The 19166-nt window shown below is 70.4% G+C and carries 15 protein-coding genes; 8 read left to right on the forward strand and 7 right to left on the reverse strand.

Annotated elements, in window-relative coordinates; all coding sequences use genetic code 11:
• Together D187_RS30300 and D187_RS30305 are read left to right on the forward strand one after the other, a co-directional pair.
• A partial coding sequence (locus D187_RS30300; protein ID WP_051256620.1) for a hypothetical protein occupies positions 1–901 on the forward strand: 901 nt, incomplete at its 5' end.
• A gap of 15 nt (positions 902–916) precedes the next feature.
• Positions 917–1318 carry a cupredoxin domain-containing protein gene (locus tag D187_RS30305; protein ID WP_002629749.1) on the forward strand — a complete coding sequence of 134 codons (402 nt, stop codon included), beginning with the start codon at positions 917–919 and terminating at the stop codon, positions 1316–1318.
• Positions 1319–1321: 3 nt separating this feature from the next.
• On the opposite strand, the gene D187_RS30310 is transcribed toward D187_RS30305, so the two are convergent.
• Positions 1322–2848, reverse strand: a complete 1527-nt coding sequence (locus D187_RS30310; protein WP_020918382.1) for a DUF4153 domain-containing protein — start codon at positions 2846–2848, stop codon at positions 1322–1324.
• Between the two features lie 179 nt (positions 2849–3027).
• On the opposite strand from D187_RS30310, the gene D187_RS30315 reads away from it, so the two are divergent.
• Complete coding sequence (locus D187_RS30315; RefSeq protein WP_002629746.1) at positions 3028–5979, forward strand: helicase C-terminal domain-containing protein; 2952 nt, start codon at positions 3028–3030, stop codon at positions 5977–5979.
• Positions 5980–6000: 21 nt separating this feature from the next.
• Here the strand turns inward: D187_RS30315 and D187_RS30320 are convergent, their stop codons facing one another.
• Genes D187_RS30320 through D187_RS30340 form a run of 5 tightly spaced genes read right to left on the reverse strand, consistent with a single transcriptional unit; the run spans position 6001 to position 10355 of the window.
• Entirely contained in the window at positions 6001–6963 is a 963-nt protein-coding gene (locus D187_RS30320; RefSeq protein ID WP_002629745.1) for a pirin family protein, read from the reverse strand.
• Complete coding sequence (locus D187_RS30325) at positions 6960–7574, reverse strand: DUF4276 family protein (protein ID WP_002629744.1); 615 nt, start codon at positions 7572–7574, stop codon at positions 6960–6962. The genes D187_RS30320 and D187_RS30325 overlap by 4 nt, the downstream gene beginning before the upstream one ends.
• On the reverse strand, positions 7571–8755 hold the full coding sequence (locus D187_RS30330; RefSeq protein WP_002629743.1) for an AAA family ATPase: 1185 nt from the start codon (positions 8753–8755) through the stop codon (positions 7571–7573). The genes D187_RS30325 and D187_RS30330 overlap by 4 nt, the downstream gene beginning before the upstream one ends.
• Positions 8756–8800: 45 nt before the next feature.
• A complete protein-coding gene (locus tag D187_RS30335; protein WP_043432134.1) occupies positions 8801–9562 on the reverse strand; it encodes a HEAT repeat domain-containing protein in 762 nt (253 codons plus the stop codon).
• Between the two features lie 49 nt (positions 9563–9611).
• A complete protein-coding gene (locus D187_RS30340) occupies positions 9612–10355 on the reverse strand; it encodes a HEAT repeat domain-containing protein (RefSeq protein ID WP_002629741.1) in 744 nt (247 codons plus the stop codon).
• 72 nt (positions 10356–10427) lie between these two features.
• Here D187_RS30340 and alaS point away from each other — a divergent pair, with 72 nt between their 5' ends.
• The 4 genes from alaS (at position 10428) to D187_RS30360 (ending at position 16927) form a co-directional block, all read left to right on the forward strand.
• Positions 10428–13121 (forward strand): alanine--tRNA ligase, encoded by a 2694-nt coding sequence (gene alaS / locus D187_RS30345; RefSeq protein ID WP_002629740.1) that lies wholly within the window; start codon positions 10428–10430, stop codon positions 13119–13121.
• Entirely contained in the window at positions 13118–13753 is a 636-nt protein-coding gene (locus D187_RS30350; RefSeq protein WP_002629739.1) for a DUF4352 domain-containing protein, read from the forward strand. The genes alaS and D187_RS30350 overlap by 4 nt, the downstream gene beginning before the upstream one ends.
• Before the next feature lie 26 nt (positions 13754–13779).
• Positions 13780–16128 (forward strand): Hsp70 family protein, encoded by a 2349-nt coding sequence (locus tag D187_RS30355; protein WP_002629738.1) that lies wholly within the window; start codon positions 13780–13782, stop codon positions 16126–16128.
• A gap of 166 nt (positions 16129–16294) precedes the next feature.
• Positions 16295–16927, forward strand: coding sequence for an outer membrane beta-barrel protein (locus D187_RS30360; RefSeq protein WP_051256626.1), 633 nt, complete (start codon positions 16295–16297; stop codon positions 16925–16927).
• A gap of 21 nt (positions 16928–16948) precedes the next feature.
• Here D187_RS30360 and D187_RS30365 read toward each other — a convergent pair whose 3' ends face one another.
• Entirely contained in the window at positions 16949–18286 is a 1338-nt protein-coding gene (locus D187_RS30365; protein ID WP_002629736.1) for a glutamate--cysteine ligase, read from the reverse strand.
• Positions 18287–18346: 60 nt separating this feature from the next.
• Between D187_RS30365 and D187_RS30370 the strand changes: the two genes are divergently transcribed.
• Positions 18347–19147 carry an EI24 domain-containing protein gene (locus D187_RS30370; RefSeq protein ID WP_002629735.1) on the forward strand — a complete coding sequence of 267 codons (801 nt, stop codon included), beginning with the start codon at positions 18347–18349 and terminating at the stop codon, positions 19145–19147.
• The last annotated feature ends 19 nt before the right edge of the window (positions 19148–19166 follow it).

A 19166-nucleotide genomic window follows, 5' to 3' on the forward strand; every position in this document is an offset into this window, starting at 1 on the left:
CCTCTCCTCTCCCGTCCCCCCCCCACCCCGGCCCGCCTTCACCCCGAGCCGCGCACCCGGCGCGGGTGGACCGCCCGGCGCCCGGCCCGGCGGCTTCGCGCGGCCCCGGACGCCCCGGCCCCCGCCCACCAACGAGCAGATCCTCGCCCTGGCCGCCAAGGAGCACGTGCCGGCGCGCATCGCCAAGGGCGAGCTCGAGGGCAAGATGAAGTGCCGCATCTGGCGCAAGCTGCACGCCGAGGAAGCCAAGCGCTTCGATCAGGTGTACGCGCTGATGGGCCAGAACCCGGGCCTGTCGCTCGCGGACGGCTTCGGCGTGCTGCAGAGCGGCCTGACGGTGGCCGAGTTCCTCGCGCGCAAGGAGCGCACCCAGCGCAAGGCCGCCGTGAAGACGGCCCGCGGCGAGGTGGATGACACCTCCATCAGCGCCTTCATCCAGGGACTCGTCGAGGCGAAGACGGAGATGGCCATGGTGCTCGGCGAGCGCACCGTGCTCGACACCGTGACGAGCGTGGAGCCCATCTCCTTCGTGCTGGGCCGCAGCGGCCGGCAGGAGAAGCTCCAGGTCGTCATGATGACGCGCCGCTCGGACTGGGAGCAGCTCATGCCCCACCTGGAGCGTGACCCCAAGCTCACCCAGAAGCCCGCCAACGTCGCGCGCCAGCCCGACAAGCGCCCCTTCTCCGACCCCCGCCCCTTCCTCGCCCACCAGGGTCAGTCCGTGCGGCTGACGCTGCGCAACGGCATCCAGCTCGTCATGCCCCTGCGCGTGGTGGGCCGCTTCGACCTGCTGCTCGGCGAGGATGGACACGAGGTCTTCGTCCCCCTGCACGCCCTGGTGCGCTTCTCGGCCGAGGACTCGCTGGACGACCCCGGCGCCGAGCCCGGCGAGAACTCCTAGCCCCCAAGGAACCCGATGCCGTTCTTCTCGAAAATCATCAAGCCCCTGCTCGCGCTCGCCCTGTCCGCGGCGGTCCTCGGCGCCGAGCAGGGCTGTACGAAGGCCAGCGCGCCCTCCGCGTCCGCCGCGCCGGAGGCGAAGCCGGGTGAGCCGCGCACCATCGCCCTCACCATCACCGAGAAGGGCTACGAGCCCAGCCCCATCACCCTCCAGCAGGGCCAGCCGGTGAAGCTCGTGCTCACGCGCACCACGGAGCACACCTGCGCGACGGAGATCGTCCTCGACGAGTACAACATCAACACGCCCGTGCCCCTCAACCAGCCGGTGGAGGTGGCCTTCACCCCCACGAAGACGGGCAAGCTCGTCTATGGCTGCGCGATGGGGAAGATGATCAGCGGCGTGTTCATGGTGGAGTGACGCTCAACGCTCCGGGCACGAGCCTGGGGGCGTGAGCGCCGCGGCCCGGTGGCGCGCGAGATGGAAGGCGGGCCAGCCCCCCTGGTCCCGCTCGGGAAAGCGGCAGAACATCCCGTGAAGCTCCGGCGAGAAGACGCTGTCGGGAACCTGGGCCAGGTGCGCGGCCATCTCGGGCGCGGCGTCCTCGGAGAGTGACCAGGCCAGGTATGACGCATCCCAGGACGTGCCCTCGGTGGAGCGCGCCAGGTTGGCCCGCGCGATGAAGGCATCCGGGTTGAGCACGTTGAGCGCCGCGAGGCCGACGAGTGCCCCCGCGAAGGCGCCCATGGCGAAGCGCTCCGGCCGCCACCACAGCGTCACCACGCGCCAGACGAGCACCCCCGCCAGCGCCAGCATGAAGACGTGCGTGTACACGCGCAGGTGCGTGTAGCCATAGGCGGACTCGTAGAGCGCCATGCGCTGGACCGCCGAGGCGAGCAGCACCAGCACCAGCCCCACCATCGCCGAGCACGCCGCCCGGAAGGCGGTGACCTGCCCCGCCCCGTTCAGCCGCGTCCAGCGCTCCAGCACCAGGCTCAGCCCCAGCGTCATCACCGACACCGCGAGCAGCTCGAAGAAGCCTCGCCGGGCGTACTCGGAATAGGTGAGTCCCGAGGGCAGCCGCGCCCCGCCCCACATGAAGGCGAGTTGCAGGGAGACAAAGGCCAGGAAGAGCACGTCCACCGCGCCCAGGAGCGTGAGGCTCTCGATGAAGCCCAGACGACCCACGGCCGGAGCCGCCTCGAGCACCCCCGCCTCCCGCTCCCGCCGCCGCCGCAGCGCATGCGCGAGCAGACCCAGCACCCCGAAGGCACTGCCCGCGGCGAACACCCCTCGCGCCAGCGTGTCCACCGAGAACACGTTCCACACGAAGGAAAACCCCCGATCCACCGCCACCGAGAAGACCTCGTCCGCCGAGGAGAGCAGCGCGGTGAAGAGAATCAGGATCGGCAGGGACAGCAGGGCGCCCCGCGCCACCGGCAACAACTTCGGGAGCTGGCCGCGCAGCGGAATGCGCTCCACCTCCGAGCGCACCACCGCCGGAGGAAGGAACATGGCCTGCCACGCGCCGCCCAGCACGGTGGAGACATAGTCGCCCAGCCCGAGCCGCTCCACGCGGCCCGCCGCCCAGAAGTGCACCAGCAACAGCAACAGCAGGCCCGAGGCCAGGACGTTGAGCGACGTGAGCAGGGGGCTCGCGCGCACGAACACCATCCCGGAGAAGAACAGCCAGGGCACGAGCAGCCAGGCGTTGGGGCGTGCCCGCTGCCAGCCCTCGCGACCGCCCAGTGCGAGGAGCGCCCCCAGCAGCAGCAGCGCGAACAAGGGGAAGGACAGACCCAGTGCGGGTCCATCGAAGAGCACCTCGGCACAGACCCCCAGGCCGAGCGCGGCGAGCAGGGTCGCTCGCGGCCGCCGCAGACGGGGAACGGCCTGGGGCGAGGGTGGAGACACGACGGGCAGCGACAGTCCGGTGGCGGGGATCGACATGCGAGGGCTCCAGACAGGCAATCGAGCGAGAGTCCCCAAGATGGACTCCTGGCGGGCCGCCGTGCGGATCTTCACGGCGAGTGGTCGATTCCCCTCCACCAACGGTCGCTTCGCCGGACCCCACACGCCCGGTTTCTCGGCATCACCCCCGAAGGCAGGTAGGCTGGGCGCTTCATCCCATGAACGGCGCGGCGGAACTCTTCACCCGGCACGTGTTCCTGGACCTCGAGACCACGGGATTGGATCCCCGCGTCGATGAGGTCATCGAACTCGGGGCCCTCTTCATCGAGAACGGCCGGATCACCGACCGCTACGCCCAGTTCTTCGCCGCCTCGCGTCCCCTGCCCCTCACCATCCGTCGGCTCACCGGCATCGAGGACGCACAGCTCGCCGGGCAACCCCGCCTCGCCCACAAGGCCGCCGAGCTGCGCGAGCGGCTCGCGGGCTGGACGGTGGTCGCCCACAACGCCTCCTTCGAGAAGGGCTTCCTCCCGGACATCCTCGGCCCCCTGCGCGCCCCGGTGCTCGACTCGTGCGAGCTCATGCACTACCTGCACCCGGAGCTGTCCAGCCATTCGCTGGAGTCGCTGCTGCGCTGGGCCGGCAAGGGCCCTCGCGAGCGGCATCGCGCCATGACGGACTGCGAGGCCACCCACGCCGTGCTCGTCCATGCCCTGGAGGGCTGCGTGCGCGACGGGCGCGCCGAGGATCTCGCCGATCTGCTGGAGACGCTCGATCCCCGCGCCGCGCTGCGGCTGGCGCAGATCGAGGCGGGCGAGGCGGGCGACGAGCTGGAAGGCTCGAGCGACGTGGACGCCGCTCCGCTCGTGTCGCTGCTCACCGGACTGTGGACGCTGTGCCGCTCGCGTCCCGCCGCCCTGAAGCTCTCGGGCTCGGGATTCCTGCCCGGACGGCCCGAACGCCAGCGCGCCAATGGCTCCAAGCCCCCGGACGAGCCCCCCGGCGAGGACACCCCCGTGCAGCCCGTACGCCCCGAGGAGGTGACGGCCCTGCTCGGCCCCGACGGCGCCCTGCAACACACGCAGGAGGGCTTCGCGGTGCGCCCCGCCCAACTGGAGATGGCCCAGGCCGTGGCGCGCACCCTGTCCGAGGGCGGGCAGCTCGCGGTGGAGGCCGGCACCGGCACCGGCAAGTCGCTCGCGTACCTGACGCCCGCCGCCCTCTTCACCGTGCGCAACGGCCGCAAGGTGGGCGTGGCGCCTCATACCAAGACGCTCCAGGATCAGCTCATCGAGAAGGACCTGCCCCGGCTGCACCGCGCCACCGGGGGCGCCTTCTCCTACGCGCTGCTCAAGGGCCAGACGAACTACCTCTGCCGCCGCCGCGCGCTCGACATCACCCGCGTGGAGCCCGGCATGGGCCACGCCGCGCGCGCGCCCCGTGCCTACCTGCGCGCCCTCCTGCGCCGCGGCCCCGACGGAGACCTGGACCGGCTCAGCCATTGGTTCCGAGATCGCTTCCCCGTGCTGCTCGCGCTCGCCCCGGCGGTGCGCTCGGAGGCGGCCACCACGCTCGGCGAGCGCTGCCCGCACTACCACCGCTGCTACTACCACTCGGCCGTGGCCCAGGCGCGCGAGGCGGACGTGCTCGTCATCAACCAGTCGCTCGCCTTCGCCTGGCCCGCGCGCTACCCGAAGTTGGATCACCTGGTGCTCGACGAGGCGCACGAGGTGGAGGACGTCGCCACCACCGCGCTCTCCTCGGAGCTGTCGGACATGGCCTTCATCCGGCTCGCCGAGCGGCTGCACGGACGCGACGGTCGGCGCGGCCTCTTCGCCGAGCTGCGGCGCGCCCTCTTCGCCTCCCGGCGCGGGGAGGCCCGCACGCTGATGAGCGAGATCGAAAGCGCCCTGACCGCGGTGGGCACGGCCGTACGCCGGCTCGGCGAGAGCGTGATGCACCTGTGCGAGCCGGCCGCCGCGAGCGCCTCCGAGGCCGACGACGAGTCCTCCTATGCCCCGGAGCTGCGCATCACCCCCGAGGTGCGCTCGAGCGCGCCCTGGATGCCCGTGCGCGAGGGACTGCTCGAGGTGCGCGAATGCCTTCAGGCGCTGCACAAGCGGCTCACGGTGGGCGTGGCGGAGGTGCTGCCGGACCTGGGCGTGAAGATGCCGCCGCTGGAGCGAGAGCTCGCGGGAGGAGTGGCGGAGGTGCAGGAGTTGGCCACGCTGACCTCGGAGCTGTCCGACGATCCCGCCGAGGGCCGGTGCTACGCGGCCACGGCGGTGCCCCGCAAGCAACGCTGGACGCTCATCGCCCAGCCGGTGAACGTGGCGGCCTACGTGTCGCGGGACTTCGCGCAGCACAAGCGGGCGCTCGTGCTCACCTCGGCCACGCTGAGCACGGGCACCGAGCGCATGCCCTATGTGCTCGGGCGGCTGGGGCTGGACGGACGCAACGAGGGAATCTCCGCCCCCCGGATGATGCGCGCGCCCACGCCCTTCGATCTGCGCACGCAGGCGCTGGTGGTGCTGGTGACGGACGCGCCGCGCGCGCACGAGCCGGCGTTCATCGAGTGGGCGGCGATGCGCATGTCCGGCATGGCCAAGGTGATGGGCGGACGGGTGCTGGGCCTGTTCGCCTCCACGCGGCGCATGGAGCGCGTGGCGGATGAGCTGCGCCTGAAGCTGGAGCCCCAGGGCATCGAGGTGATGCGGCAGTCGCGCGGGCACGGACGCTCGCTCGCGGCCCGGCAGGAGAAGGACACCGGCACGGTGCTGCTCGGGACCAAGAGCTTCTGGCAGGGCGTGGACATCCCCGGCCGGGGCGTGGGCTGCGTCTTCATCGACAAGCTGCCCCTGGAGCCCGCCAGCCGCCCGCTCGTGGCCTCGCGCGAGGAGACGCTCGCCCGGGGACGCAACACGCACCTGGGCTTCCTCTCCTACCGCCTGCCCCGGGCGCTCCTGCAACTGCGCCAGGGCGTGGGCCGGCTCATCCGCTCGCATGGGGACCGGGGCGTGGTCATCATCGCCGACCCGGGTCACCCCAGCTACCGCCAGGCCCTGCTCGACGCGCTCGCGGGCTATCGCGTGGTGATGCTCCCCTGGAGCGAGGCCCGCGTGCGCCTGTTCTCCGCCATGGACGCGATGGGACTCATCCGCGGGCCGTGACGCCTTCGGCTCACCCCGCGCTCACGCCTTGTCCAACACGCCGTTCTGGTAGTCCTCGATGGCCTGGCGGATCTCCTCCCGGGTGTTCATGACGAAGGGGCCGTGCTGCACGATGGGCTCGCGCAAGGGCCTGCCCGCGGCGACGAGCACCGCGCTGCGCTGATTCGTCGCGCGCAGCCGCAGCCGCTTGCCCGACCCCAGCAGGGCGAGCTGTCCCGCGCGTACCGTCTTCGGCTTGCCCTCGGGACCCAGGTGCACCTCGCCCTCGTGGACGAACGCGAACGCCGTGTGCTCGGGCGGCAGCTCCACTTCGAACGGTTGATCATCCTCCAGGCGCAGCGTGAAGAGAATGGGCTCGGTCGGGCGCTCGCGCACGGGGCCCACCAGCCCGCTCACTCCGCCCGCGATGAGCCGCACGTGGCTGCCGGCGGCCGACAGCTTCGCCTCGCTCAGGCGCTCGGGCACCAGGTCCTGGTAGTACGGCGGGCACAGCTTCTCCTTCGCCGGCAGGTTGAGCCAGAGCTGGAAGCCGGACATCAGGCCCCGGTCCTGCTCGGGCATCTCCGAGTGGATGATGCCGCGCCCCGCCGTCATCCACTGCGAGCCCGCCCCGAGGATGAGCCCCGAGTTGCCCCGGCTATCCCGGTGCCGCATGCGGCCCTCGAGCATCACCGTCACCGTCTCGAAGCCCCGGTGCGGATGATCGGGGAAGCCCGCCAGGTACGCCCCCGGCTCGTCCGAGTGGAAGCGATCCAGCATCAGGAACGGATCGAGGTGGCGCAGCGCGGGCTGGCCGATGACGCGGGTCAACCGCACGCCCGCGCCGTCACTCGTGGGCATGCCTTCCAACGTCTGGAGCACGCTCCGGTCCGACGTGGCGATGAACGCGGGAGCGCGCGACTCACTTCCAGAACGGCATCCCGCCGCCACGGCCACCGTGGCCAGCATCGAGTCGACGAGGAACCGTCGGCGCGTCATCGTCATGGCGTGTCTCCCTGTCCATCCACGGACCCTGTCGTCGCACAGAGCATCTCAATGGACCGGACGAACTTGTCAAAGGACCTGGATTGCGAGCGTAAGAAGGCCACGTCAATGCCCCGAGTTTCACTCAACTGATGGGTCGTAGGCAGATAGCCGGGAACAAGGAGCCTCATGGCCTTCTTGGCATCACGGATCTTCTCTGGCTTGTAGATGCCCAGAGACCCCAGGTCGATCATCCCCCGCGCGAGAAGTAACCAGGTCTCATACTCACGGACCGCCATCACCGCGAGGCTGTTGGGCAGCAGCTTCCGCATGCGCTCCGAGGCATCGGGGCCCCACGTCGCGGCGCAATCATCATCCTCGTCACAGAGCAGGAGCGCCGCCTGGGCCTTGCGAGAGCGGACCAGCTTCATCGCACGGATGAGTCCTTCGTCCCGGGCGGGACGCTTCGGCCCCAGAGGCCGCCCGTCCACGAACTCCGAGCGTGGCTGACGAATGGGCTCCTTGTCGACGAACCACCCCGTCACCCCGAGATGGCCCATCACCAGATAGCACAGGCTCGGGATGGCCTCGACCTCACCGTGCCCCTCGACGATGCAGACAAGGCGGTTCACGACTCGGTGCCGGGAGAGCCGATCACATCGGGAGGTTCGCCCTCGATGCGCAGGGGCTCGCTCCTGATGAGTTCGGAGAGGCTGAAGAGCCCCTCGTTCAACACTTCGCGCTGAGCGTTCGCCAGCGGTCCTATCCGAGTCAGTCCATCCCGGTACCGGCAGACCAGGATCTCCTCGTCCCGCGCGGCATCGAGGAACTCCGGGCTGTGCGTCGTCACCAGAACGGCGCCTCGAGCGGAAGCCTCCTTGAGCACCTCATAGAGCACCGCAGCTGCGGCAGGGTGAACAGAGACTTCGGGCTCCTCGATGATCAGGCACCGACCCGGGGGCATCGTCCGTGCGGCGACGATGATGCCCAGCGCGCGCAGAGCCCCATCCGACATCTCGCGGATTCCAAAGCGAGCGTCTCCACCCGATTGCCGCTGAACGAACTCCACGAACAGGAACTGCCCGGCCTCGGAAACGGAGAGGTCCACCAACTCCGGAACCAGCCGTCTCATCGCGAGGAGAACCCCCTCGAAGGCAACTCCTCCCTCGGCCTTCAACCGCCGCAAGACCCCCGCCAGATTGCTTCCATCCTCTTCGAGTTCCGTGCTGGAGCTGACCAGATGGGGAGCCCGCATCTTGCTCAGATCCAGTTGGAGCCTGCGTGAGGCAGATGGCGAAGGCGTGAGCGGCTTCGACTGGCGGGCGAAGAGGGAAATGCTCGTGGTCGGAACAAACCCGTCCAAGCTCATCCACCCACTACCGATCCGCTCTTCTCCAAACCGGGGAACCAGTTCCTCGAGGTCTTCATCCTCCCTGACCAGAAGCTGCCCTCGACCCCCTTTGGTGCTGAATATCCACTCCGACCCAAACCGCCATTCCGTGCCGGAGTCTGGGAGCAACGAGAAAAACTGCTCCACGAATTCTCGATCCAGGTCCAAACGAGAATCCGCTCTACGAATCGTGACACTCGTCTCCTCGGTGTTGGGGATGCCCCACCGCCGGATCGAGGCGATGCCACCGCGCCGCTTGATGGCGGCCTCCGCGTCGAAGGAAATCTCGGTGGCGAGGAGCAGGGCGTCGGCGAAGTTGGACTTTCCGCTGCCGTTGGCGCCCACCAGGACCGTGAACGGGGCGAGCACCACGTCGGCCTTCTCGATGCTCCGGTAGTTGCTCAACGAGACGCGTTGCCACATGCGGCGTTCTTCGCGCCTCTCCCCCACCGAGTCAATCCAACTTCTTCACGTGTCCCACTCGAACGTGTCCGCGGCTTCCTCGATGATGCGGGGGGCCAGCACCTTGAGCAGATCCTCCGGCTTCGCCCCGCCCGCGTGGAGCTCCACGTCCCCGAGCAGCGTTTGATCCGGGTAGCTGATGCACGCCATCGTCACCTGCAGTCCTCCGCTCTCGGTGTCGTGGATCTCCGCCTGCAACCGGAAGCCGCGCACGCCGAACTTGCGCAGCACCCCCTGCGCCGCCGCCTTGTTCTCCCTCGCGGGGGCGACCATCGCGCCCATCTGCGCGAGCTTGCGCCTCATCCGCGCCTCGGTGGAGCGCAGCACTTCCGGCGACAACTGGCCCGTCCTGTCCTTCACGTCGACGAGCTGCACGTAGAACCGGGGAGCCTGCTCCTTCAACGACTGCAGCGTCTTGAGCGACGCCAGGATGGCCGCCCGTGCCGCCGAGTCCGGCTCGCCCTTGCGCGCCTTGAGGCACTCCACCCCGGCCACTTCCTTCAGCACGCCCAACGCCTGGGCCGCCGCCGCGCGCACCTGCTCGCTCGTGTCCTTCAAGCCCTCGCACAGGGGCCCGAGCGCCTCGGGATCATCCGAGGCCCCCAGTCCCGACGCGGCCCGCGAGCGCGCTCCCGGTTCCATCCCCTGCCCGAGCTGTCGGCTCAGGGAGGCCGTCCGAGCATCCACCTGGGCCACGGCCGTGGACGCGGCCCCCCAGGACAACAGCGCGATCAAAGACAGTGCACACCGCTTGACGGAATGACGCATTCGAGCCCTCCGTGCCCCGCGAGGTGCGGGGCCCCCCGGCTCGTCCAGTCTACCTCCATTTATATGCGGTCGCGGAATCGGCGATCACCCGCGGAACCAGCGCCGCGAGGATCTCTCCCGGCTCGCCCTCCGAGCCCTGGACATCCACGCTCCCCAGCAATTGCTTGCCCGGATAACGCAGGCACAGCACCACCAGCATCAGCCCTCCTGTGGGGCCCGGACGCACCTCGGGAACGAGCCGGTAGCCGGACAACTTGCGCTTGCGCAACACGTCACGCGCCCGCGCCTCGGTCTCCTTCTCCGGCGCCAGCTCCGCACCCACCTGGAACAAGGCGCGCCGCAGCCGGGCCTCGGTCAGCTTCACCAGCTCCGGCGACAGTGTGCCCGTCGTGTCCTTGAGCGGCGCCAGCATCACGTACAGCCGGGCGGGTCGTGCCTGGAGCGCGCGCAGCGCCTTCAGGGCGGACGTCAGGGCGGCCTGGACCTGGGGGTCCGTCTCCTCCTTGCGCGCCTCCAAACACACCACCGCGCCGGGCTCCGCCAGCTTCTCCAGGGCCGAGGCCGCCGCTGCCCGCACCTCGGGGCTCTCGTCCGCGAGCCCCGCGCACAAGGGCGGCATCGCCTCGGGATCATCCGACTCGCCCAACAGCCGCGCCGCCTGGAGCCGGTGCGCCACCACCGGGCCCTGCTTCAGCGTCTTCGCCAGCGAGGCGGTCTGGGCATCCGCCTGTGCCAGCACGGAGGGGGGAAAGGCGAGCAGGAGGAAGGCGACAAGGTGGGAGGAGAAGCGCATGGTGGGAAACCGAGCGTATCGCGGCCCGCAAGAAACACAGCGGCCCCGCCACTTGTGGCATATACCCTCACCATGTCCTCTGCCCTGTCCGCCTCCCAGATCCGCGAGGCGTTCCTCCAGTTCTTCGAAGGGCGCGGTCATCGCCGCGTCGCGTCGTCGTCCCTCGTCCCCCAGAACGACCCCACCCTGCTGTTCACCAACGCGGGCATGGTGCAGTTCAAGGACGTGTTCACCGGCCGCGAGAAGCGCGACTACAGCCGCGCCACCACCTCGCAGAAGTGCGTGCGAGCAGGCGGCAAGCACAACGACCTCGACAACGTGGGCTACACGGCGCGCCACCACACGTTCTTCGAGATGCTCGGCAACTTCTCCTTCGGCGACTACTTCAAGGCCGACGCCATCGCGTACGGCTGGGAGTTCGTGACGAAGACGCTGGGGCTGGACACCAAGCGGCTCGCCGTCACCGTGTTCAACGGCGAGGGGGGCGTCCCCTGGGACGAGGAGGCGTTCGAGCTGTGGGCGAAGCAGGGCGTGCCCCGCGAGCGCATCTACAAGCTCGGCCTCAAGGACAACTTCTGGGCCATGGGCGACACGGGCCCGTGCGGCCCCTGCTCGGAGATCCACTTCCACCAGGGTGATGACATCCCCTGTGCCGAGGTGACCGCGGGCCGCGCGTGTCAGGGCGTGGCGTGTGACTGCGACCGGTGGCTGGAGATCTGGAACCTCGTGTTCATGCAGTTCGAGCGCAAGGAGAAGGACGCGCCGCTCATCCCCCTGCCCAAGCCGTCCATCGACACGGGCGCGGGTCTGGAGCGCATCGCCTCGGTGGTGCAGGGCAAGCGCTCCAACTACGACACGGATCTCTTCCAGAGCATCATCTCGCGCGTGAGCGAGCTGGTGGGCAAGCGCTACACCCAGGAGGATGGCGCCTCCATGCGCGTCGTGGCGGACCACGCCCGCGCGGCCGCCTTCCTCATCGCCGATGGCGTGCAGCCCTCCAACGAGGGCCGCGGCTACGTCCTGCGCCGCATCATGCGCCGCGCCATCCGCCACGGCTCCATCCTCGGACTCAACGAGCTGTTCTTCTTCAAGGTCGTCGATCGCGTCATCGAGCTGATGGGGGACGCCTACCCCGAGCTGCGCGACAGCCGCACCTTCCTCATCGAGGTGTCGCGGCACGAGGAGGAGAGCTTCCGGCGCACGCTCGATCGCGGCATGAAGATGATCGACGAGAGCGTGGCGAAGCTGAAGCAGGCCGGCGAGAAGAAGCTGTCGGGCGCGGACATCTACTACCTGCACGGCACCTACGGCTTCCCGTGGGACCTGACGGAGATCATCCTGCGCGAGCGCGGCTTCGAGGCCGACGTCGAGGGCTTCTGGAAGGAGATCGAGAAGGAGGCCCTGAAGAACAAGTTCGCGGGCTCCGGCGACAAGGCGGTGGGCGCCGTCTACCAGCAGGTGCTCGAGCGCGTGGGCCAGAGCGAGTTCCTCGGCTACGAGGGCGTGGGCCACGAGGGCGAGGGCTCGGTGCGCGCCATCCTCAAGGGCGGCGCCGAGGTGCCCGAGGCCCACGCGGGTGACGAGGTGGAGCTGGTGCTCGACCGCACGCCCTTCTACGGCGAGTCCGGCGGACAGATGGGCGACACCGGCCGCATCGTGGCCCATGGGGGCAAGACGGTGGCCCAGGTGGCCGACGCGCAGCGCCCGGTGCCCGGCCTCGTCGTCCACAAGGCGAAGGTGACCGAGGGCACGCTCAAGACGGGCGACATGGTGCAGGCGAGCGTGGACGGCGAGCGCCGCTCGTCCATCCGCGCCAACCACTCGGCCACGCACCTGTTGCACCGCGCGCTCAAGCTGGTGCTCGGCGAGCACGTGAAGCAGGCCGGCTCCGTGGTGGCGCCGGACTACCTGCGCTTCGACTTCTCGCACTTCTCGCCCATGACGCCCGAGCAGCAGGATCAGGTGGAAGACCTGGTCAACGGCTGGGTGCGCGAGAACACCGAGTCCCAGACGCGCATCATGAGCCTGGAGGAGGCGAAGAAGTCGGGCGCCGTCGCCATGTTCGGCGAGAAGTACGGCGAGACGGTGCGCGTCGTCACCGTGCACCCGCAGACCACGGAGCTGTGCGGCGGCACCCACGTGCGACGCAGCGGAGACATCGGCCTGTTCAAGCTCGTGAGCGAGAGCGGTGTGGCCTCGGGCGTGCGGCGCATCACCGCCGTCACGGGCCTGGGCGCCCTCCAGTACGTGCGCGAGACCGAGCGCGAGCTGAAGAAGGTCGCCGAGATGCTCAAGACCTCGCCCAAGGACCTGGTCAAGCGCGTGGAGGCCACGCAGAAGCGCGTGAAGGACCTGGAGCGCAAGGTCGAGGAGGTGTCCGTGAAGGCCCAGACGGGCTCCAGCAAGGATCTGCTCGAGCAGGCGCGCGACATCCACGGCATCAAGGTGCTCGCCACGCGCGTGGACCAGGCGGACGCGAACGTCATCCGCGGCATGGCCGACCAGCTGCGCGACCGCATCAAGTCCGGCGTGGTGCTCATCGGCGGTGAGAAGGACGGCAAGGTCGTCCTGCTCGTGGCGGCCACCAAGGACGTGGTGGCCCGGGGCATCCACGCGGGCAACCTGCTCAAGGAGCTCGCCAAGGAGGTCAACGGCCGCGGCGGAGGCAAGCCCGACCTGGCCCAGGGCGGTGGCGAGGATCCCTCGCGCATCCCCGCCGCCTTCGACAAGCTCTACGAGCTGGTCCAGGGAACCACCCTCGCATGAGAGCCCCCACCCAGGCGCTCCTCCTGCTGCTCTGCGCGGCCGCTCCGTTGGGCGGCTGCAAGGAGAAATCCGTGGACGGTCCCTCCGAGGACCGCACCCTGGAGAAGTTGCGCCTGGAAGTGGACCGCGTGAACCAGGGCGGCGCCCCCTCGGCCCCGCCCGGCACGCCCACCGATCCCCACGCGCAGCTCGCCGACCTCGCCGCCGCGCAGGACTCGGACGCGGTGAAGCCGCTCGCGCTGGCCTCGCGCGAGGCCGTGAGCGTGGACACGCTCGAGCTCCAGCCCACGGGCCTGGAGTCGATGCACTCGCTGCGCGGCGCCGGCAAGGTGGCCCTCACCACCTCGGACCTCTTCGTGCGCGTGAAGCTCGAGGCGCGCAACACCGGCGCGAAGGCCGTGGACGTGCCGCTGTCGGCGGCGAAGCTCGTGGACGCCGAGGGCCAGGAGTACCCCATCCCCCGCGATGCACAGGCCGTGGGCGGCACCCGGAAGCTGGACCACACCTGGGAGCCAGGGCAGAGCGAGTCGCTCGACCTCGTCTTCGAGGTACCCCTGGCCGCCGTCACGCCCGGTCTGGTGCTCGTGTTTCCATCCCGCGGCGGCAAGGACACCCGCCTTCCGCTGCAATGAAGCCCTCCGGGAGACGGTGACGCACGGTGACGGTCGAGCCCAAGCTGCTCCCGCTGCGCATCCGCCTTCCGTACGCCACGGAGGAGGAGTTCATCGTCCGCTACGGCGCCTATGTCGCCCGGGGCGGCCTCTTCCTCGCCACGCGCGCGCCCAAGACCGAGGGAACCAGGCTCCTGTTCGAGCTGGTGCTGGCCGACGGCGGACGCCTCCTGCGGGGCGAGGGCGTGGTGGTGAAGTCCCAGGCCGACGGCCCTCGCGCGGGAATGACGGTGCGCTTCGTGCGCCTGGACGTGCACAGCAAGGCGCTCATCGACCGCGTCATGGACCGCAAGGGCCAGGGCCCGGCGACGGCGAAGCCTCCCTTCGCCCCGGACTTCCCCACGCCGGAAGAAGCTCCGGCCGCGCCCGCAGCGCCAGCCCCACCGCCCGCCGAGACGACTCGGAAGGGACGCCCCGTCATCTCCGCGGAAGCCCTGCGCCGGCAAGCCGAGCGCATGCCCATCCCGGGCTCCTCCAGGACCCCGTCCCGCGAGGGAATTCCCACCGTCGCTCCGGTCAGCGCGGAGCCACTCCCCGCCCCCGAGCCACCCGTTTCCTTCGCGCCCGAGCCTCTCGCGCCCGTGGCTCCCGAGCCGTCCATTGCCTTCGAGCCCGAGCCCCCCGCGTTCGTGGTCCCCGAGCCGCCCGTTCCCCTCGCGCCCGAGCCTCCCGCGCCCGTGGTTCCCGAACCACCCGTGCCCGAGTTCAAGGGCCGGCGGCGCGCCATCCTCGACGTGGTCCCCGTGGCCCCCGTCACGGCCGCGCCTCGCGACGTCGTGCTCGGCATCGATCTGGGCACCTCATGGGCACGTGCCGCCGTTCACCACCAGGGCACGCTCCAGCTCATCCCCGTCGGTGGGGCCCAGGCCCTCCCCGCGCTCCTCGCCGTGAACGAGTCGGGCCAGCTCCTCATGGGTGAGGCGGCCCGGGCCGAAGCCGAGCGCGCACCGGGCCACGCCCTCCCCGGGCTGCGCCGCCTCCTCGGAGTGCGCGCCCGCTCGCCGCTGATGCGCGCGCTGAGCGGCCCCCTGCCCTTCGCGCTGAGCACCAGCCCCCTGGGTGACGCGAGCATCGACCTTCACGGCCGCCAGTTCCTCCTGCCCGAGCTCGCCGCCCAGCTCCTGCGCGAGCTCAAGTCCGCCGCCTCCTCCTTCCTCGGCCACGAGGCCGCGCGCACCGTGCTGTGCGTTCCCGCCCACTTCGACGACCGGCAGCGCGCCGCCATGCGCGAGGCGGCCACGCTCGCCGGACTCGAGGTGCTGCGCATCCTCAACGCGCCCTCGGCCGCAGCGCTCGCCTTCGGGCATGGGCGGGGGCTGGCGCGCAAGCGGCTGCTGGTGGTGGAGCTCGGTGGAGGGGGGCTCGATGTGTCCGTCGTGCAGCTCACCGGCGACGACCTCGAGGTCATCACCACCGGAGGAGACCCCACCCTCGGCGGCATGGACTTCGACGCGCGCATCGCCGAGGCGCTCGCCACGGCCCGCCAGGCCCAGGGGCTGCCCCGTCCCGAGCACCCCTCCGACTGGGCCGAGCTGTTGCTCGCCGCCGAGACCGCCAAGGTGGCCCTGAGCGAGCGGGAGGAGGTGTCCCTGCCCATGCCCGGCGGCGCTCCGCCCTTCGTGCTCACGCGCCAGCGCCTGGACACCCTCACCGAGGATCTCGTGCAGCGCCTCACCCTCGTCGTGCGGCAGGTGCTCGAGTCCAGCGCGCTCACGCCCCAGGGACTCGACGAGGTGCTGCTGCTGGGCAGCCAGGGCCGCGCGCCCCTGGTGCGTCGCGGGCTGGAGGAGGCCCTGGGCGTGCCCGTGCGCACGGACGTGGGGGCCGAGCACCCGGCGGCGCTCGGCGCGGCGCTGCTGGGCCAGGGGCTGCTCGACGCCGAGAAGGGCAAGCCGGGCGCCACCGTCTCCGAGGTGCTCTCCGTTCCCGTGGGCGTCGCCGAGCGCGGAGGCGGGCTGCGGCGCGTCCTCGAGCGCGACACGCGCCTGCCCGCGGAGAAGACGCTGGTGATTCCCGTCACCGCCGGCCCGCTCGCCCTCGCGCTCTTCCAGGGGCCCTCGCTCGTGGCGGTGGAGAACGAGTACCTCGGCACGCTCTCCCTCACCCTCGAGCGTCCGGGCGAGGCCGAAGTGCACTTCAGCCTGTCGCAGGACGGGCTCCTGTCGCTGGCCGTCACCCTGCCCGGCGTCAAGCGTCAGCCGGTCACCCTCACCGCGCAGCCACCCGAGGACGCGGAGTGGGAGGCCCTGCTGTCGCGCTCCCCCTTCGAGGGCGAGCCCGGGACGCGTCCGGGCGGACTCCTGTCGGGTCTGCGCAAGCTCTTCGGCCGCCGCTGACGGCGAGTGCGGGGAGGCAGCCGAGCAGGGGCCTCTCGTCTGCCCCGGAGCAGGCACGGCCATGAGGCCGAGTGCGTCTCGTCAACCTTCCCATTCCAGGCGCGTGAGCAGATTTCACCTGGGAAACAGAAGTCGGCCTCGACGCCGACGTGATGGGGTGGATGACATGAAAGCTCGTTCCTGGATGGGTGGTGTCGCACTGGTGTCCCTCTGCATGTCGGGGGCGGCGCTCGCGGCGCCCGGCGCGGAGAACATCGCCGAGAAGCTCAATTTCAACGAGGAGGACACCCGGGTCGGCCTGGACGTCCGGCTGGGCGCGGGCGGTCTGGCGGGCAGCGGCGGAGATGTCACCCAGGTGGGTCCGATGGTGGGCATCGCGGCGGGTGCGCAGCCCTGGCGCTTCCTCGGCGTCGAGGCGGGAGCCGAGGGCCAGCGTCTGCCCATCGACGACCCGCGTATCGGTGAAGGCGAGGCCATGTACCGCTACAACGTCGGGCTCCTGGCCAAGGCGGGCCCCCTGCTCGCCCAGGAGAAGCTGCGGCCCTACGTGGGCGTGGGCGCGGGCGTGAGCTACCTCAACGCCACGAGCGGCGCGGAAGGACTCTACCGCAACGACTTCATCACCGAGGTGCCGCTCGCGGCCGGTGTGGACTACCGCTTCGGCAATGGCATCTTCGCGGGCGCGCGGGCGTCCTACCGGGTCCTCTTCGGCGAGGAGTTCGCGGACGCGGCCACCATCGACAACGACTCGGGCGGCAACCTGCTCAACATCGCCGCCACCGTGGGAGGGCGCTTCTAGCGTCCCGCCCGGACGTCACCCTCACAGGGTGAAGCGGGAGAGCAGGGCCTCGGGAGACGGGTTCTTCTCCCAGGCCTCCAGCACCGCCTGCGCGGGCGAGCGTCCCGAGGCGGCCACCTCGGTGAGGGGCTCGAGCAGGGGCGCGTCCTGGGGATCCAAGCGCTCCAGTCCCCGGCGGGCGATGGCGACCATCTCCCCGGCCAGGCGGTGCAACTCCTGTCCATTCCACCGCCCCGCCAGTCCCTCGCGGCGCGCGGTGTCGTGGAAGGCGAGCTGCTGCTCGTAGGAGAGCGGCGGCAGCAGGCGCGAGGCCTCGTCCAGCGCCGTGCGGTCATACAACAGCCCGCGCCACAGCGCCCCGAGCGCGCCCGTCATGGCCGCCGAACAACAGTCCGCGCCGCGCACCTCGACGACCTTCTTCAGCCGCGCCTCGGGAAAGAGCGTGGAAAGGTGGTCCGTCCAGTCCGTCAGATCGGCCGGAACGCCCTCGAAGCCGTCACGGATGAACTGCCGGAAGGTCATCTTCGGCCGGAGGTACTCCCCGCGCCGGCGCAGGAACAGGATGGGGGCATCCAGCGCCCACTCCGCGTAGGCCCTGTAGGAGAAGGAGCCGTCGAAGAAGGAGCGCAGGTAGCCACAGCGCGTGGGGTCCACCTCGTCCCAGACCCGGCTGCGGAAGGACATGTAGCCGGAGGGCTTGCCGTTACGCAGCGGACTGTTGGCGTAGAGCGCCACCAGCAGCGGGGTCAGCCGCGCGATGAGCACCGTCTTGCGCACACAGTCGGCCTCGTCCTCCCAGTCGAGCGACACCTGACCGGTGGAGGTCATCAACATCATGTGGTGCGCGAGCGCGCCGCGCTCGGGCAGCACCTGGCGCATGGCCACGTAGCGCGACTTGGGCATCCACGACACGTCCTCGGTCGTCCCGAAAGGCCGGTAGCCCAGGGCCACCAGTTGCAAGTCCAGGGAGGCCGCGGCGGCCTTCACCTCGGAGAGATGGGCGAGGTTCTCGGCATGGGCCTCGCGCGCGGTGGTGAAGGGCGAGCCGGACAGCTCGAACTGTCCGCCGGGCTCCAGGGAGATGGTGAGCATCCCCTTCTGCAGCGCGATGGTCGGGGAGGACGGGGTCTCCCGGAAGGGCTCATAGCCGCCCGGAGCCAGCTTCTCGAGCAGCGCGCCAATTCCCGAGGCCCCCTCGTAGGGCACGCTCCTCGCGGAGCGCAGCGGGTAGACGAACTTCTCGTGCTCGAGCCCCAGCCGATGTTGAGCGCGCGGCTTCTCGGCGGACCGGAAGCCGGCCAGGAGCATGTCGACGGAGGTAATGGGCTCGGAGGCAGTTCGCTGGAGGTCGAGGGACATGGCGGCCCTATATAACGGTCGTTGACCCTGCCGCTGTCATTTGCGCATGGTCTCCCCCCCATGAGTGCTTCTTCGCCGGTGCCCTCCTTCTCCGCCCGGTCCAACCCGGCGGATTTCCTCCAGGGCCTCGCCCTGATTGGCCGGGCCACGGGGCTCATCTTCCGGACCCCTCGCCTGCTCGCCCTGTCCCTGCTCTGTGGGCTCGTCACCCTGGTGGCACTCGGAGGCCTCTTCGCCCTGCTCTGGGTGTATGCGCCCGATCTCCTGGGAATGGTGTGGACGAGACCCGAGCCCTGGTGGGGCCGTGTGCTCTGGGGGCTCGTCTTCGTGCTCCTGTTCCTCGTGCTGTTCGTCGTGGGGGCCAGCGTGGTGGTGCCCCTGGTGCTCGCGCCCCTGCAGGATCCGCTCTCCGAGCTCACCGAGGAGCGCTGCGGCCACTACAGCTCGCCACCCTTCCGGCTCGGCGCCTTCTTCCGGGGCCTGGTCCTCGGCGTGTCACACACCCTGGCGCGCATCTTCTTCCTCCTGCTGGGCCTGGCCGTGCTCCTGCCGCTGCACCTGGTGCCAGGGGTGGGCAGCATCGCCTGGGCCGTGCTGGGCACGATCTGGACGATGCTCTGGCTGGCGGGCGAGCACCTCGCCGCCCCCATGACCCGGCACCAGTACCCCTTTGACCAGGTGCGCCGGGTGCTGCGCCAGCGCTGGCCGCTCTGCCTGGGCTTTGGCGCCGGGGTCTACGTCCTGCTCTGGGTGCCGCTGCTCAACAACTTCTTCCTCCCCGTGGCGGTGGTTGGCGGCACGCTGCTCTACCGAGGGCTGCTCGCCGTGGGCAATGTCCCCCCTCCCCCCGACGGGAAATAATCCTCCCGGCCGGTTGTCA

It is taken from the genome of Cystobacter fuscus DSM 2262, from assembly GCF_000335475.2.
GTDB classification, from domain to species: domain Bacteria; phylum Myxococcota; class Myxococcia; order Myxococcales; family Myxococcaceae; genus Cystobacter; species Cystobacter fuscus.

Excerpts from the sequence above, each read along its gene's own strand:
- D187_RS30305 (WP_002629749.1), top strand. The coding sequence starts at position 917 with ATGCCGTTCTTCTCGAAAATCATCAAGCCCCTGCTCGCGCTCGCCCTG.
- D187_RS30310 (WP_020918382.1), bottom strand. The coding sequence starts at position 2,848 with ATGTCGATCCCCGCCACCGGACTGTCGCTGCCCGTCGTGTCTCCACCC.
- D187_RS30315 (WP_002629746.1), top strand. The coding sequence starts at position 3,028 with ATGAACGGCGCGGCGGAACTCTTCACCCGGCACGTGTTCCTGGACCTC.
- D187_RS30320 (WP_002629745.1), bottom strand. The coding sequence starts at position 6,963 with ATGACGATGACGCGCCGACGGTTCCTCGTCGACTCGATGCTGGCCACG.
- D187_RS30330 (WP_002629743.1), bottom strand. The coding sequence starts at position 8,755 with ATGTGGCAACGCGTCTCGTTGAGCAACTACCGGAGCATCGAGAAGGCC.
- D187_RS30335 (WP_043432134.1), bottom strand. The coding sequence starts at position 9,562 with ATGCGTCATTCCGTCAAGCGGTGTGCACTGTCTTTGATCGCGCTGTTG.
- D187_RS30340 (WP_002629741.1), bottom strand. The coding sequence starts at position 10,355 with ATGCGCTTCTCCTCCCACCTTGTCGCCTTCCTCCTGCTCGCCTTTCCC.
- alaS (WP_002629740.1), top strand. The coding sequence starts at position 10,428 with ATGTCCTCTGCCCTGTCCGCCTCCCAGATCCGCGAGGCGTTCCTCCAG.
- D187_RS30350 (WP_002629739.1), top strand. The coding sequence starts at position 13,118 with ATGAGAGCCCCCACCCAGGCGCTCCTCCTGCTGCTCTGCGCGGCCGCT.
- D187_RS30360 (WP_051256626.1), top strand. The coding sequence starts at position 16,295 with ATGAAAGCTCGTTCCTGGATGGGTGGTGTCGCACTGGTGTCCCTCTGC.
- D187_RS30365 (WP_002629736.1), bottom strand. The coding sequence starts at position 18,286 with ATGTCCCTCGACCTCCAGCGAACTGCCTCCGAGCCCATTACCTCCGTC.
- D187_RS30370 (WP_002629735.1), top strand. The coding sequence starts at position 18,347 with ATGAGTGCTTCTTCGCCGGTGCCCTCCTTCTCCGCCCGGTCCAACCCG.